Below are 16,098 nucleotides of genomic sequence, written 5' to 3'. Positions count from 1 at the left end.
TTATGAAGACTTACTCTGAAAGAAAATATTACTTTTACCACACGAAAGTATCATTTGAAGAAAATGGTAGGCTTTTATTAGAAAGAAAAACGCTGTTAAGCCTGGTTAAAGAAACTATACCACTGGTGTCCTTTTCTCCAGAGTCTCAAGTTAGCCGAAAAAGCTTATCAATAATAGCTCAATTTTTTTTGACTTTAGAGGTACTTGTTATTGGCGGGTTTTTTATAACCTTGTTTAAATACCCAGATTATTTAACCATTATAAATATACCATTGACTTTAATGTTCATCTCTATTTTTCTCTTGAGTTCTCTTATTTATTATTTGAATGAAACTAAGAGTAGGCTTACTTTTTATTATCACAACGACAGTCCTGCTTTTAGTCTTTCTTATCAAAAAAAGAATTCTGAGCAAACGAAATGGAGGGATAGGTTTAAGGTGGCTGTTCTTAACGAGCGAGTTAATTTTGATCAGGAAAATTTCATTAAAATAAGAAAAGGAATTGAAAGTCTCAAGAAACAAAATTTAATTAGTAAAGAGTTTTTTGAAGAACTGCTTTTTCGGCTTGGAACTTTAGAGGATGTCAAGATAAGAGATATTTAAGAGAGGCGGATATCGAACTACAGGAGGAAGAGTTTAGAGGTATTACTGAAGAAGATCGTGAATCTCCTTGTTCTCTAGGTGGAAAAACGAATCACGTACGTATGGTATGTTTAGAGGACGCCTACCTTACTATATATTAAGTCATCGTGAGAAAAAATCCTCTATAATTCAACTTCCTAAAAGATTTTTTAAAGAGCAATAGCGAGGTCTAGTTTTGAAGAATTGATCAAAAAGGCATATTTTAGGACGAAATAGTTCATGAGTTAATTGCATCGGTACTTTTGCGCATCACAAAGAAGGAGCAGGTTTTTGCATATTATTAGCTGAAAGCTTGAAAGATATATCAAAACGGATATAAAAAAATAATAAATGAAACTGATACGATTTTTAGGTGATTCGTTAACTCGTTTGCGAGAGGCAGCTCACCACTGTGGAATTACACAGCCTCGTTTGAACGATATGTTACGTGGACGGATCTCTCGATTTTCTTTAGATGCACTAGTAAATATTGCAGCGGCTATTGGGCAACGTGTTCATATTGAATTAGAAGCTGCTTAAATATGAAAAAGGCACTATATAGGCACCCTTTTATAAATTTGGAGCCCTCCTTTGACAGATAACTACACATTTTAAACTCTCTGCTAAAATGGTAATTTGTTGGCCGAAACCCCCTCCAATAAAAATAATTTATCCTCACTATCGGGTAAATTAGTCCCTAAAGCTTTAGTCGGCATTGGGGCCGATCCATTTTTTTAAGTAGTCTGAAAGTATTGATTGAAGTACTGATAATTTTATCGGTTTTGAAAGTAATTGGTTCATGCCTGCTTCAAGTGATTGATTCATAGCTTCGACGAGACTGTGTGCAGTTAAACCAACAATGGGCATAGGTCTTTTTTTAGAATTTTTTTCCCAATCTCGAATTTGGCGAGTTAATTGGTTGCCTGAGATTCCTGGTAAACCAATATCGGTAATAATCAAATCAATATTCGTAGATTGAACTAATTCAAAAGCCTCTTCCCCGCTGGTGGCAGAAATATAATGACAGCCAGCAAGCTCTGCCATTCTTTCTACCATGCGCAGTGCAATATGATTATCTTCTACCAGTAAAAGCGTGGGCAAATTTTTATTTTTAGTCACTGACTCTGAATTTAGGGGAATTTTTTCTGAGATTAATGGAGAAGTATCAACTAAAGTTTCAGAGTTTAAGGATTTAGGTTGAGTTGCTGCATTTTCTGGATTACCAATAGCCAATGAAATAGTAAAATAAAAGGTTGTTCCTATATTTTTTTTACTCTCTACTTGTATTTCACCACCTAATAGGCTTACGTATTTTTCTACAATATGTAATCCCACACCATGCCCCCGGTGATCACCTTTGTAAGACGGAGAAAAACGGTAAAAACGCTCAAATATTTTTGATTGTAAAGCTTTGGGGATACCGGAGCCAGTATCCGTCACCGAAAATTTGAGCGTCACTTTCTTTTTATCCCGAGCAAGCTGCTTTATGTGTATCGCAATATACCCTTTCTTGGTGAACTTAATCGCATTACCCGCTAAATTGAGTAAAATTCGATTTAATTTAATGCGATCGGTAGCGAGGTATTGGGGAATTTGAGGATCGATTTCTACAAGAAATTGCAGATTTTTTTGCCGAATAGTGGGTTTTTCCAGTTGAACAAGATCTTCCACACTCTGGCGAAGGTCAAAGACATCTTCATGAAGATCTTTTTCTGAAAGATGGGCTGCAGAGACAACATCCAATACGCCGTTTAGCAAACCTAACAATTGCTCGCCGCTCTCATTGACCCAATGCGCGTACTGTTTTTCTTCAGGATCGCTCACTTTTTCCTCTAAAAACTTTGACATACCGATTATGCCACTTAAGGGAGTGCGAATGTCGTGACTCATATTAGCAATAAATTCGGTTTTAGCATTATTTGCAGCTTCTGCTTTTTCTTTAGCCTCTGCTAAAGCTAACTCCATCTGTTTGCGCTCGGTGATATCGTAAAATATGCCTAATACGCCCATTATCTTTCCGTTTGGGGCAAACAAAGGAGTTTTATTAGTTAAGAGTGTTTTTTTAGTACCATCGGCTAAGATTAATATTTCTTCAATATCTAATTTAGGTTTCCTAAGCCGCATGATTTCTTCGTCATCTTTTCTGTAGAAATTAGCTTGCTCAATCCCCCAAGGCAGGTCAAAATCAGTTTTACCAATAATTTCTTTAGGAGAGCCTAGATTTGCAAAAATAGAAAATAACTTATTACAACCCATGAAGCGTCCTTGCTTATTTTTCCAAAAAATTGCGACCGGAAGTCTATTTAACAAATCATCCGTAAATTGTTTGTTCTTCCAATACAAGGCTTCTCTGCTCATCTACACTTCCTTTGTGTATCTCATATTACATAGGGTAGTTTTTACTAGTCTCTTCCTGGACGAGAGGAGATGGGATGTTGCCAGGATTATGAGGGAAAAATCGAAATAAATTAGATTTATCCCTCATTGTTTTGACGATCCTATCTGCTATAGATTCAATGCTGTTTTTATCAAAAGAAGAAAACTCGAATTGTTCAAGATGTTGAATAACGGCACTTTGTATGGTGGAATCAAATAATAGATGGTGTTCCTTGGCTTTCTCTTTAATTAATTTAAAGCAGGCTTTTATTTTTTTACTCACGGCCACTTGTGAATCAATTAAGTCAGCAACTAATTCTCCGTTTTCCACAAAATAAAATAATTTCATACATGGATTAGATATTAATCCAAGTTGTTCTTCCTTAACGCAGTGATCGTCCCGGCTGTTAAAAGAGTGTGTTGGGTTTTGTAAATCAGCTAAAGTTAAACTACCTTTAGTTTGAATAATACCGTATTTTAAATCGAGCACTTTTGCTTTTGCTATTTCAGGAATGTAATGGCTAATACCTTCAAGCATTTTTTTACCCATTTCTTGCTTCTCTTCTTGGGTGGCTTGATTGTCGAGCAACCGTTGGGCTTTTTTACTTAAACTTAAATCGGTGGAAGTTTCTAAATTAGTAATAGGCGCATAAGTAGCCATTGCTCTTTGTTGCCCCATATTAGAAATCATACAATGTTGCCCCATACAGAAGAACATGGAATTTGTATTTTCTAGGCTTTCAGGTAATTCTAAAATAAGAAGTGCTTTCAGGCGATTTGTTCTTTCTCCTGGAACCATAGTTAATCCTATCTGGTCGTTAAGCCGCTTGATCTCTTGCCAAGTAGAATTAATTACATAATCAGTAGTGCTCGTACTAACTTCACCTTCAGCGGTTTTAGTTTCTAGCGTAAACCGCTCTAGACCCAACGGATTGCGTCTTATCTGAGTAACTTCTGTGTGTTCTTTTAGCGTAATATTTGGGCAGTGGATTATTCGTTCTTTAATATCCTGAGAAAAACGCGACCAGTCAAATAAGTGTTCAGCGGTTTCAATTCCAATATCAACAATATTCATATTCACCGCCTGGTTATATTCCGTAGGGTCTAATATTCGGAAAAAATCTTCAGGGGGACCAAAAACCTCGTTGGCCGAATCTTTTTTAACTAAACGTATATACTCTTCTTTAATCGCATGATAGGTAGCTAAAATCTCTTCTTTGGGTACAGTTGAGTTTTTTGTAATAAAATAACGCCCGTGACGTAAAGGGCTGCTGAAAGGTTCGTCTCTCGCCAGAAGATAATCAGGATAAGTTCTTTGAACTTTAATACTGGCATTAAGGTACGCCTTTGCAGTTTCAATATCCGCGTAATGAAAACCATGACCCATTCGACCCGGATTTCTACCACTTGCACCTGAACTCAGAGTTGCTTTATCAATTAGCTCTATTTTATACCCACGCTCGGCTAAAGTTAATGCTGCGCTAAAGCCAGCTGCTCCTGCGCCAATGATTGTAATTTTAGGTAAATTATTTTCAGTTTTTTCAAGCATAATCTGCACAATCCTTTATTATATAAACAACTTTTGATCAAACTATGCATTTTATAACTTATCTATAGTGAGTTCAAATTAGTCATGATGGATATTTATTAAATTATAGCTTCCAGTTTGGATTATTCATTATTCTAGAATATTTTTTAAAAAATATTTGTCTAGTACTTGGGCTTTGAAGTCCAGACGGCCGAAAACGTACGCTAAGGAAAAAATATATTATGTATCAATTACGTAAGTGAGATAAATCCAATTACTTTTGAATACATTATGGTTTGGAGTTACAAACTTCATTAAATTGAGCAATATTATAACATGAATCAAATAAATTTTCGCTTAGCGTACGTTTTCGGCCGCCTGGACTTCGAACCCCCTAGTAAAAGCCCGCTTTGAATAATTTTTTTAAGGAACGTTTTGCAATCTTAGTAATGACCATTAAATCATCGGTAGGATGAATCAGTTTAAAGGGCATCGATTGACAATATTGCGCTAAATCAGCTCGAAATCGATTGGTTTGGATAAACACAGCTCGCGTATAAATTATTACACTTCAACTGCAAACATGACATACCTCAATACTTTTTATGATTATCGTACATAAATAAACTGTAGATTAAACGAGAAGCGTTTGGCTACTACCTTCTGTAGGGTCTTGGCTCACTGTCTCCTCCGAATACAAATGAATCTAGCAAGTTTCTTAGCTCTTTTTTAATTTATTATTTTAAACTTGATTGATCAGAAAGGGTCAATATAATTGCGCTCCAATTAATGATTATGAAATAGTATGAAGTTATATTATAGAGCGGACACAAGACTACCAGAAACTATTTTTGCAGAAGGCTTTCAACCTAAAAATAGACTATTTGAATTTTATTCCAAGCAAAAAAAGTGGTGGATATATGGGCTGCGCCAAATAATTCCAGATTTCAAAATAGCAGTAGACACGTTGGATATTCACCCTGCTGCTAAACAAACAATGGATGCAGAATCTCATAGTGTAATTTGTATGACTAGTGAATTTGAGGCCGCGCCAATTTTTCCAGTATTACCCAGCGAATCCCCAGACGCTCCCAATGACGAAATCTATGTGTATGTGCTTGCTTTGCCCGATGCAATTTTGCCTGATAATGAAGAAAATCTTGATATTGAAGTGTTTGATTTACACAGCCTACAAATTCAACAAGCCGAGCAGATACTGAGAAATTATCCTCAACTAAACCCAGCTTTTGTGACCCAAGGGCTGTGTGGGTATGAAGCATTTGCGAAGAAAGTGGAATCTAAGCAGATTATTTGTGCTGTTAAATGCAAACGCTCCGGATTGCTACCTATGACAGCAGGGCTTATAGGATTTAGCGCTACCCCAAATTATGCGCTACCGTTTGATCGAACTTTTCAGCTAGGGCATGAAATTTTTTATAATTCGCATTATGAAGAGAGAGAGGAGGGCTTGAAAGAGGCTGCCATCAAGAAATTGTGTGCAGTAAAACAAATGGGGATCCAGCCCACAAAAAATGTCATGGAAGCATTGAAAGAAAGTGGCATTGAGTATGACGAAACCTATCTTAAGACCTCAACGCTTTTTTGGCATGAATTAGTGCACCTCAATTTTATGGCGGCTACATCAACTGTTTTTGAAAGCCTGCGCTATTTCTTCATAAGTTTATATAGGCAGCTAACTGGTCAAAGTTTTTTTGATCCGGAAGAAACATCGAAGGATGAATATACTGTATCTGCACCTGTATCCGATTCCTCAGGACAATATACAAAAAGTGAATTACTCCTTACTCATGGACTTTTAGGAAAACAAAGAAGAGAAACTTATTCAAATGATGTATATGAAGGTCTTAATCTTTGTACTCTTTGAGTTATTTAAAAAGAGAACAGTAGGTATCCAATGACCCTCTCCGTATTTCGATTAAGCTCCTAGATCAAAACGACGGTTTATCCATTCGACACCAAAGTGATCAAAACAATCATGAAGAAAATCGCTTAACTCATTTTCCTCCATGATATGTTCAAAACCTATAGGTTCAATCTCATGATGGAAGTAGGAGCCAAAATATTGGTTTGAAAAGTCGATATAATCTTTGGTATGAAGAATGAAGGCGTGCCACATCTTATCAAGGATTAGGAGAGGGCCGAAGAGATAGGTTTTTTTATTATAGGTTTCTCTTCGCGCCTTTAGCCACATCCAGGCTTTCAAATCATTAAATATTGTCTGGCCTTCTTGTACTGTGAATTCAGGATGGTGATGACAAAAATAACTAACTAGAGTTTCATTTTTATAGTCTAATACTGTACCTAAATCGCTCTTCATCATCCACAACAGGTTTTTTTCAGGTTTGGATTTTGAGTAATATAAAGCACAATACGGCAGATAATTTCATCTTTAGTCATTGTCATTCTCTCTCTGATAAATTTTTGAACGGCAATTATATTAGTCCCCTTCGACTATTTCAACCAAACTTATCCCGCCCGCACTTCACGGGCGTGATTTAGAGGTGACTACCTGGGTTTTTGGCAGTGCTACAAATAATGAACCGGGGTGATTTAGCGCATTGGCCTCCATACCCGCTTGGTCCCCTTCGCCTTTATAGACGTCAACATGAGCTCCCATGATAGCACCGCCTGCGTCTTGGGCTATGCACCATGAAGTGGTTTTTTTGCAGCTAAAGATAAAACTCATTCCCACAGGGATGACCCTATGATCGGTGGCACATGAAGCATGTGGGGTGAGAGAAATATTTTCTGAACCATAGGGTCCACCCTGTTCTTTCGCAAAAAATACATAGCTTTGATCGCGATTTCGCAAGTCAGCGGCTTTATCACGGTTAAGAGGATGATCGAGATATTGACGAATAAACCTTTCGGATGCAGCACTAAGTTTAATTTCCTTAGACACATTACAGCGTAATTTTGCTTCATCATGGCATTTAGGATCTTTAGCACAACGTTCGATTGTATCAAGATTGCCACCGCAGGTTGGGTCTTGTGCGCATTGGACTATACGACCAAGCATGGTGCGCGGTCTACCGTTGGCGCTATCGTAATTGATATGAAATAATTGCTCATCAAGAAGTAATGAACCAGAGCCTTGAAGCATTAAAAAGGCCGGGTCATTAGGATCTTTAACAAAGCCAATGATATATTTTGGATCTAAAGCGCCTTGATTAATTTCGTGTCGGTCTGGTGCTACAGAGTATTTGCCGTTGGCATTTTTTAGACAAAACCCATGCGCTATTTTTGTCAGTGGGTCAACACCACAAAGAGGACCTTTTAACTTCAATTTCCTGCATTCTGCCGCGACATTTACAACACCTGGATTACTGTAGATTGGGTATAAAAATGACCCGTCGCGTTGGCTGCGAGCTTCAACAGCTGCTGGGGCGTAATAGGCGGTAAATTGAAACTCACCCTTTTTAAATCCGGCATGATTTTCAGGCCATCCCTCGCTTTTATACCAGTCAAATTCGGTTTTGATACTTGCTAAATATTTTTGAAAATCGCCTTGGGCTGCTTGTGCCAAGGCGAGCATTTTGTTGTTGGTATTAAGGCACCATTCTTGACGTTTGTATTTATGACCAGCAATCGTCACTGACTGAAATTCTCCATGGCTTTTCTTGCAATTTTCAATCTGATGATTTAATGCTTGGATAACTTCATTCATATTACCAACAGGGTTGTCTAGCGGCAGTTCAGATGCTGAAATTTTATGGAATTTAAAGCGCAATACACCCGGCTCTTTAGCGGCCATTTTCTGTCTTGTGGTAAAGTCTGCAAGCCTGCGAATATCTAAACAATGCTGGATTGGATCAGTAGGCAGGATTGCTTGAGCGCTAATGCTAAAAGTCATTAGTAGAATTATAAAAGCGGATTGAAACATTGCCATCCTTTAGCTAGCAACGGTTGAGCATTTGTCCAACCATTGATTGAATTGGTGTGAGGATGATTATATAGGTTACAGACCAGCTATTAAAGAAATGAATGCTGCGCGTGCAAGAAGCTCAACTAGTGGGGTGGTTTCCTTCGCGGGAGAGGGAGTATCTCCTAATGCCTAGAACTGTGATTTAGAGAAGCTAGTTGATGCTTCATCTTTCTGCCCCTCGTCTCTTGTGTTCGTCATAGCATTTCGATACAGGGTAGTGGAATTAAAATTAAGTCCTTCACGTTGTGAAAGCCATTGACGGATTCTTGTCAGTGAGCCAACCACTGGTTCAGCAATTTTTTGAAAAACCAAGGGGCCATTGGCACTATTGGTAAAACAAGCCACTGCTTGTTGGGTGCTTAGATTAATGGCTGCGAAATTACGGCCTGTTCCACCATTATCCCCCCAATGGAAAGCTGTGAAACTGCCATCTGGATTGCGTTGTAAGCCCATTCCAAGCCCCCAGGCCAAATTCTCTAAGATCTCTAGAGAAACTCCTTTTTTAATGGCTTTCTTATCTTCTTTAACAGCTAAACTGGGAACAATAGGGGTAAATACCGCCTCTCCTTCGTCGTTTAACTTCAGCCCAAACATTTCCTTTTTCACAAATTCGTCGGTCATACATTGCTTTAAAAACTCTCCATAATCTGCAGCCGTAGTGTATAAGGAGCCCGCTGGTTGAATCTTATAAAATCGCTGCGAAAGATTGATTGAACCATCCTGATGATGACCAATTGCTATTGTCGAGGCATGTTCTGGTAGATGCCCCACAATAGTATTAACAAGGGGCAATTCTCGTGCTTCAACAGACATGGGTTGCGACCAAAAAAAGGGAGTTATTTCTGCAAAGCGTGCTTTCATTTCTCGAAGACTAGTTTCATCAATCTGGCTTAAATCTTTTTCAGCCATTTCTAGACTGCCATCGACTGCTCTTTCAGCGACGAATATTTTATCCTGATGAGAAATAATACTTAATTGGCCATGCCTATCTAAGGTATTTTTTAATAATTGTTGAATGGATTCAGCCGTTGGTATTTGGGCCTCATCGGGGAGCCTAATGAGACTACAACCCGTTGGTGGCATGAAACTACTATTGTGCATACCTATTTCAGCGAATGCTTCCTGTGCTAACGTTTCAAGTGATTTGGAAGTAAGACTTTCCACAACGTCAGCTAAAAATCGATAAGCCACAGCTGAATAATTAAAATTTTTTCCTGCTTCAGCAATATACTTTTCCGATTCGAGTGATTTAAACTCATTAGGCAAGCCTGCTTGGTGGGATAAAACAAGTCGCGCAGTTAATAACTTATAATTTTCATGGTCTCTCATATTAGGCGGGCCAAAACCAGTTTCAGGGACATATTCATGCAAAGGCGTATCTAAATCAAAATTAAATTCTCCTCGTTCAGCCAATTTTATTATTAGATAAGCAAACACGGGTTTGCTCAGCGAAGCAGCTTCAAAAACAGTAGTGGCTGTCACTTTTTGAGAATCTATTTTGTTCGTTACTCCGGCAGCATCTAGTCTTGTCTCGTCAGAAGGAGATGTGATTGCTATAGCAATAGCTGGTATTTGAGCATGAACGATCATCGTCTCTAACGGATTTTGCATGAAGGCTCCTTAGCTCTGCTAAAATTTGTAATCACTTTATTCTAATTTAAGCAAGATATTGCCATATGATCAATATTTGTCTACAATGAGCAAATTTTAATGGAATATAATGTTACTCACTGCAACCGAATTCACCGATCTCTATCAAAAAGATCCCCAGATCGCGCTAAAATGGCTAGAAGAAACTGAAATGGATTTGGGATTATTAATGAGCTCACGTGCGGATTTTGAGCAATTAATCCAAGTCTATGAAGAGAAACTCAAACGATTTTATAAAAAAATAAGACGATTAAACACGCCAGAGCACGAAGAGGTCATTGCGCCTATTACCGAATTAATTGGGCGTACAGGTCAGCAATTAGTGGGTTTGTATTCTTCGTTTTCTGAATTTATGAGTTTAGCCAATTTGAGCCCCTTTGCTGCTAGTCAGTTGCTCAAACAGGCCCCCGATAAGGTAGTCAGTTTTTTCACAAATTACGATCAATTTAAAGCGTTACAACAAGTCAATTATCTGCTTGCGAATGATTTATTTAATGCAGCAGATAGCAGTGCTTTTTTTCCTAAAGAACGACAGACCGCTTCGAATTATTCAGCTAACTTACACTTATTTCAAATAAAAAAATCTATTTCTTGCGCAGCAGAAAAGCCTAAAGAAGCCAGTGATTACAATTCGCTATTCACCCCTGGCAATACTGCTTTGCATGATTTAATGGAATCAGTGTGTAGTGATACTGTTTTGGAAGCATTTATTGATCAAGTAGGCAGAGCTAAGGCAGCAGTGATGGCTAAGACCTTAAATGATGAAAAAGAATTACCAATCGATCTAGTAGGTAAAGATCTCAGTTTTGAGGAGCAAGATAAAGTAAATGCTTTATTATTACCTCTCACCCTGCCTTCCGGATTTAAACCGCTGTCAGAAAAACTCTACTTTGAGGATATATTGGCTGTCTATCAAGTTCCTGAACAGAGTCCTCTAGCGGTTAATTTATACTTAGGCGTTGAGGCGGTTAATTATGTCCGTGATCATGTTAAAAAATCTTCATCACATCCTGATAGCAACTCATTAAGTATCGATACGGAATCTGGGATCGAAGAGGAGATAACTGCACTCCGAAAGGAATCAACAAAAACAATCTTTTCCCCAGCTAATAGAAATCAATTATTTAAATCTAAAACAAAACACCCCGCCCCGGGTTTCAGAAAGCAAAAATTAACTAAAGAAGGCTATGACCTAATCACCTATCTTGATGCGGAAATAAGCATAGAAACAGAGGTAGGAAATTGCTATGAAATGAGTGCAGTCGCAAAATATTTTTTTTATAAAGTTTATCAAGAGAAAGCTCAGTTGGTAAAACTAGTCAATTTTAGTGGTCATGTATTTGTAGTTATAGGTTGTACTTCCGAAAGTTCCTGCTATAAAGATTGGCCCGAAGATACTGTTATCTGCGATCCTTGGAGTGGTGAAGTATTTCCAGCGGCAATGATCCCTGAGAAATTAAAGGGTTTTCAGACTCGTGTGGTATGTTTCTTCAATAGTCAATTCGAAACACGTGATTATAATCTTGTAGTTGAACCCAATTTTTCTTTGTATCCCTTTGAGTTTGATAAGATCTTCAAAGACCTAGGGGTAAAGCATGTAGTGGGAGAACCCATGCAAGAAGCTACTGGGGAGAAGGAGCCTGTGGTAAAAATGTTATAGTTCCGGACTCCCTCTCTCCCTGTTAGCCCAGGATCTCATGCATACTTCGTCGTATGTAGCGTTCCAAACTAGGATTGGCAGGCTTTCCCAGCTCCCCTATGTCCCACGACAAAAAGACGCTCAGCTTTGGTCATTTTATATACCTCCTAGATTCGGTATAGTTGAGAAGTAATCAGATTTTAGTAAATTGCATAAATTATATTTAATTGGCCACAATGGAGGGATAATATTAATGAATTTAAGCACACACTCTAAGGTATTAAATTTTTTCAGCACCCAGGCTGGGAAAGAAAAAATCCAAACCGGGCGTCTCTCGCAAATAGAACTTTTTATCTATTTTTATCTCATCATTCTTTTTGATTATTTCGAGTTTACTCAGCAAACTTTAGGGATGATTGAGAAAACACCGAGGCCAATTGATTATCTAAATATTTGGGAAATGCCTATATTCGGTGTAATCGGTTTACTTCTGTTGTTTTTTGCTAATGGCGGGAGTAAAGGGAATAATTTTCTTAATAAGTATTTTACCTTTTCTTTCACCGTAGGTATTAAATATTATTTCCTTTATAGCGCTCTTGAATATCTGCCCAATTATTTTCCGACATTAGCTTCTAATTATTATGAAATTTCTATTAGTATTTTGATAAATATAGTTATGGTGAGCAACATTGGGTTAAGAATTTATCAAACCAAAACTTGAGACGGCTTTGGTTCGCGGAGGTTCAACCAACCTGGGCTGAGCCTTAGCCCAGCAATTCAACCATGTAATGTCGTCGCCAGGTGTTGATTGACAGAATTAGGTTGGGAAGCGTCACTGGCAGAGTCAAAAAAGCGATGGCGATTATCAGCATCAATAGAATTAGGTTCTGTTTGTTCTTCCACTGCTGAATCGCTATTATTTGAAACTTGAGTTGCCGATTGCGCTTGTTCTAATTTTCCTTCCAAAAATTTTGCACAATTACCAAAGGATAACTGAAGAAGTGTTCGAATTAATGTGTCTGTAACAAGGTTGTCTTGCTCAAACAATCGCTCGAGTATATCTAATCTGTCATGGACAATAACTTCCATTAACAATTCTATGCCACATCGTTTTTCTTGCCTCTCAAATGCGGCTAAAAGGACCAGTATCATTTCTTCATTTTGCCTTTTTTGCTCGCCTTCAGGCTCAATTCTTGCGTTTAGTCTGAGTAGCTCATGAAGTACTAGTTCAGGATCAGCTTGGTTCGCTAATAAAAATTGTACCAGCTTAGGGCGATAAGCTAGTGCCGCTTTAGTTAGAAGGCTACTATCACCGCATAATTTCTGGTTAATGCAGATAAATTGTTTTTTTAAGGCATATTTTATAAGTGGAATGTGCCCCTTCTCTGCGGCTAAAAGCATGGCTTTTTCCATTGCTTGAGCAAAACTGGCCTTTTCCTTGACTACTTTTCTTTTAAATAGTTTAACTTCTTTGCTTGAGGCAGAAGCGCTAATTAATACTTGTTCATTTTCAATTAATTTTTGCTGCAGTTGATTATTGAGTCTGATGAAAATGGAATTGATACCGAATGAGGCTGCAACAATACGGCTATTAGGGAGAAGAGCTGATGCCTTAACAATCTTGGCAGAATGAGGATTTGATGAAGCTTGGCGTTTATGACGAGCGATAAAATCTTCAATCCCGGTCAGCATATACATTTGACCGCTACAAATAACCCTAGAGTATAGTTGGTGGAATTTCGTAATATTTTGAGTTGCCGGATTTTCTGGAGAGTCGAGAAGTTTAAGCAATAAATCTAAATGACCGGCCTCCGCTGCGAGGAGGCTAGTTTTAAAAATATCTGTTTGTTCTCTGGGTGATACTACCCAATAAAGAAGATCTAGCTCGCTGTCTGTTTTCGGTTTTGCGAGACTGTCTTGTTCAGTTTGTGCTGGTAATTCTTGCTGACTAATAGAATAAAAATACTCTAAAATGACTTGTCGATTCAATCGTATTGCGGTTTTAATTAAGACAAGACCATCTGTCTTTAGATCATCAATACGGATATTCAACCTACGAAGGGCAGCAATATTTCCCTTGGCAATTAAAAAGATGAGTTTTTGAGTTTCAGGTTCCAAATAACCATATTGTTCGATATAGAGAGGAATAAACGCATTTTTCCAATTAAAATCGTCAGCTAAAGAGGGGGGGATTTCTTTAGGGAAAAAGGAAACAAATAAATCTTTCCAAAACAAACTGTCATTGATTAAATCACGAAACTTAGAACTTACTAGCTCCAAGTTTCCAAGGCTTTTAATTAGAGAGTCAAGGTCAAGAAAGGACAAAATATGGAGCCAAATTTCGTCCGAGAATTCGGGAGTAACTTCGTTTGGTTCTTTCATGCTTATCTCAAGTTATAAAATCGTTTAATCTGGCATGTGGGTTCGATAGTTTAATTTAATCCTTTTCTCGGCATTTCTTCCTGTTAATTTGCAGTCGATTGAGAGGCTGCATCAGAGGATTTAAAAAAAGGATAAACGTAAAAACTGTACCATATAAAGGCGGTAATTTGACATTTAGGGTAAATAAATTACAGAGAATATTTGATGTCCGCAGGATTCCGAAATGGAAGTAGTTGAAGGAAGAGGATAATTATTTCTTGTGACAATGAATTTGTTTAGGCCAAGTCCCAACGTATACTGGTTAAACCTGGACCTCCGCTTTCGTGGAGGCCCAAAACGATCAGCAATCAAATCTATAAGATTCGCAACCTTACAAACTTTTGGTCTTCTTCTCCTGTTGATCCACAGAAGTGGATTGAGAATTGGTAGGGGTAGGCGACTGATGAAAACGATATAGATTCTCAGTAGCTACGCTAGGAGCGAGTGGTGTTGCTGTTTCTTTGGTCTTTGCTTCTAATTGTTCTTCCAAAAACGCTCTACAATTTTTAATGCAATATTTTTTAAGTAGTGTTTGTATCGTATTTGTTTTAATAAACCTTCCTTGATCTAAATCAAACAACCGTTTGAGTATATCTAGCCTGCCTCCGGTCGCCGCTTCTAGAGCTTTGATATTAGTTATTTTTCCTCCTTTTTCAAAGGCATCCAAAAGGGCAAAGACCATTTTCTCGAGTGCTGCGCGCTGGCTAGAGCTCGAATAGATTAGATTACTTATTCCTACTGAAAGTGCTGGCTCAGGATCAGCTTGGTTATCCAACAAAAGGGACAGCATATTAAATTGCTCAGATGAAATCGCGCAAGATAACAGAGTATTATCATGATTTAAGGTTTCGTTAATGCCGATCAATTTGTTTTCTAAAGCATATTTTACAAGAGCAGTATGGCCATGCTTGACAGCTAATCCCATAGCTGAGGCCATTGCAGATCTCAAAAGGGCTTTTGCTTCTTCTAATTTTTTTTTGTGGGCTTCAATTGTGTCGCTTGAGGAAGAAGAGGTGATTGCTTCATTCAAATTTTGTTCTATTCGGTCTAATTCTTGATGTAATTGATTATTAAATCGGCTGAACATTGACATACTACCTTCCGAGGCAGCAATTTCAATGGCTTCATGTAAATTACTGTTTATTGGAAGCAAAGGTTTTTCCATTGGGTTGCTGCTATTATAGTTAGCTATAAATTCATCAAAAGCTCTTAACATATACATTTGCTCACTGCAAATGATAGCAGAACGTAGCTTGCGCAGGTTAGAATCGTTCAGGAGAATTGGATTTTCTGGAGAATTTAGAAGCTCTAAAACTAAATCCCAAAGACCAGCTTCAGCCGCTAGTCTATTAGCCCTTAGTATATTCTCATCTCCTTGTCCTCTATTCCGTAAAACGGCCCAACGAAGTAGCTCTAGCTTGTTTTTTCCTTCCGTCTTTGTTTGGAATTTTTGTTCACTAATGGAATAAAAATGCTCCAAAATGGCTTGTTGATTCAATCGTGTTGCGGTTTTAATCAAGACCTGACTATCTGCTTTTAGGTCCTTAATACTGATATTCAGCGTCCTAATGGTGTCAATATTCCCTACCACAATTAAAGCGATGAGCTTTCGAGTTTCAGCTTTTAGAAACCCATATTGTTCGGTGTATAGAGTAATAAATTCTTTTTTCCAATTAAAATCTTTAGGTAGGGGTGAGGGAATCTCTTGGGAGAAATAGGAGTGAAATAATTGTTTCCAAATCCAAGCGTCATTAGCAAAATTGCTAAACTGAAGGTTTACTAGTTCCACGCTTTTAATGAGTGATTCAGGGTCGAGAAATGACAAAATATGGAGCCAAACTTCATCCGGTAATTCGGGAAGATCTGGGGGCTGACTTGTAAAAACGGTGGTTGTTTCTATTGGTTCTTTCATGATTGT

At 38.0% G+C, this 16,098-nt stretch carries 12 protein-coding genes; 5 read left to right on the top strand and 7 right to left on the bottom strand.

Annotation, left to right across the window (positions count from 1 at the left end):
- Positions 1-2: 2 nt before the first annotated feature.
- Entirely contained in the window at positions 3-602 is a 600-nt protein-coding gene (locus tag Ldro_RS08535) for a hypothetical protein (RefSeq protein ID WP_058495969.1), read from the top strand.
- Between the two features lie 369 nt (positions 603-971).
- Positions 972-1,160, top strand: a complete 189-nt coding sequence (locus tag Ldro_RS08530) for a helix-turn-helix domain-containing protein (RefSeq protein WP_058495968.1) — start codon at positions 972-974, stop codon at positions 1,158-1,160.
- Between the two features lie 165 nt (positions 1,161-1,325).
- Here the strand turns inward: Ldro_RS08530 and Ldro_RS08525 are convergent, their stop codons facing one another.
- Positions 1,326-2,978, bottom strand: a complete 1,653-nt coding sequence (locus Ldro_RS08525; RefSeq protein ID WP_058495967.1) for an ATP-binding protein — start codon at positions 2,976-2,978, stop codon at positions 1,326-1,328.
- A gap of 25 nt (positions 2,979-3,003) precedes the next feature.
- A complete protein-coding gene (locus tag Ldro_RS08520) occupies positions 3,004-4,545 on the bottom strand; it encodes an FAD-dependent oxidoreductase (protein ID WP_058495966.1) in 1,542 nt (513 codons plus the stop codon).
- A 784-nt stretch (positions 4,546-5,329) separates the two neighbouring features.
- On the opposite strand from Ldro_RS08520, the gene Ldro_RS08515 reads away from it, so the two are divergent.
- On the top strand, positions 5,330-6,409 hold the full coding sequence (locus Ldro_RS08515; protein ID WP_058495965.1) for a hypothetical protein: 1,080 nt from the start codon (positions 5,330-5,332) through the stop codon (positions 6,407-6,409).
- 51 nt (positions 6,410-6,460) lie between these two features.
- Here the strand turns inward: Ldro_RS08515 and Ldro_RS08510 are convergent, their stop codons facing one another.
- The 3 genes from Ldro_RS08510 to Ldro_RS08500 all read right to left on the bottom strand — a co-directional run bounded on the left by Ldro_RS08510 (position 6,461) and on the right by Ldro_RS08500 (position 10,081).
- The gene (locus Ldro_RS08510; RefSeq protein WP_420795406.1) at positions 6,461-6,862 is read right to left on the bottom strand and encodes a glycine-rich domain-containing protein; all 402 of its coding nucleotides are present in this window, start codon (positions 6,860-6,862) and stop codon (positions 6,461-6,463) included.
- Positions 6,863-7,027: 165 nt separating this feature from the next.
- Complete coding sequence (locus Ldro_RS08505) at positions 7,028-8,428, bottom strand: MltA domain-containing protein (RefSeq protein WP_058495963.1); 1,401 nt, start codon at positions 8,426-8,428, stop codon at positions 7,028-7,030.
- Positions 8,429-8,599: 171 nt separating this feature from the next.
- Positions 8,600-10,081 (bottom strand): serine hydrolase domain-containing protein, encoded by a 1,482-nt coding sequence (locus tag Ldro_RS08500; protein ID WP_058495962.1) that lies wholly within the window; start codon positions 10,079-10,081, stop codon positions 8,600-8,602.
- Between the two features lie 109 nt (positions 10,082-10,190).
- Here Ldro_RS08500 and Ldro_RS08495 point away from each other — a divergent pair, with 109 nt between their 5' ends.
- Entirely contained in the window at positions 10,191-11,780 is a 1,590-nt protein-coding gene (locus Ldro_RS08495; protein WP_058495961.1) for a hypothetical protein, read from the top strand.
- 187 nt (positions 11,781-11,967) lie between these two features.
- Entirely contained in the window at positions 11,968-12,480 is a 513-nt protein-coding gene (locus tag Ldro_RS08490; RefSeq protein WP_131764253.1) for a hypothetical protein, read from the top strand.
- A gap of 56 nt (positions 12,481-12,536) precedes the next feature.
- Here the strand turns inward: Ldro_RS08490 and Ldro_RS08485 are convergent, their stop codons facing one another.
- Positions 12,537-14,141, bottom strand: a complete 1,605-nt coding sequence (locus Ldro_RS08485) for an F-box protein (RefSeq protein ID WP_058495959.1) — start codon at positions 14,139-14,141, stop codon at positions 12,537-12,539.
- 370 nt (positions 14,142-14,511) lie between these two features.
- The gene (locus tag Ldro_RS08480) at positions 14,512-16,092 is read right to left on the bottom strand and encodes an F-box-like domain-containing protein (RefSeq protein ID WP_058495958.1); all 1,581 of its coding nucleotides are present in this window, start codon (positions 16,090-16,092) and stop codon (positions 14,512-14,514) included.
- Positions 16,093-16,098: the final 6 nt, after the last annotated feature.

Source organism: Legionella drozanskii LLAP-1, assembly GCF_001467585.1.
Lineage (GTDB): Bacteria > Pseudomonadota > Gammaproteobacteria > Legionellales > Legionellaceae > Tatlockia > Tatlockia drozanskii.
Note: the sequence above shows the minus strand (reverse complement) of the source record. Positions and strands in the feature narration are given on the sequence as shown.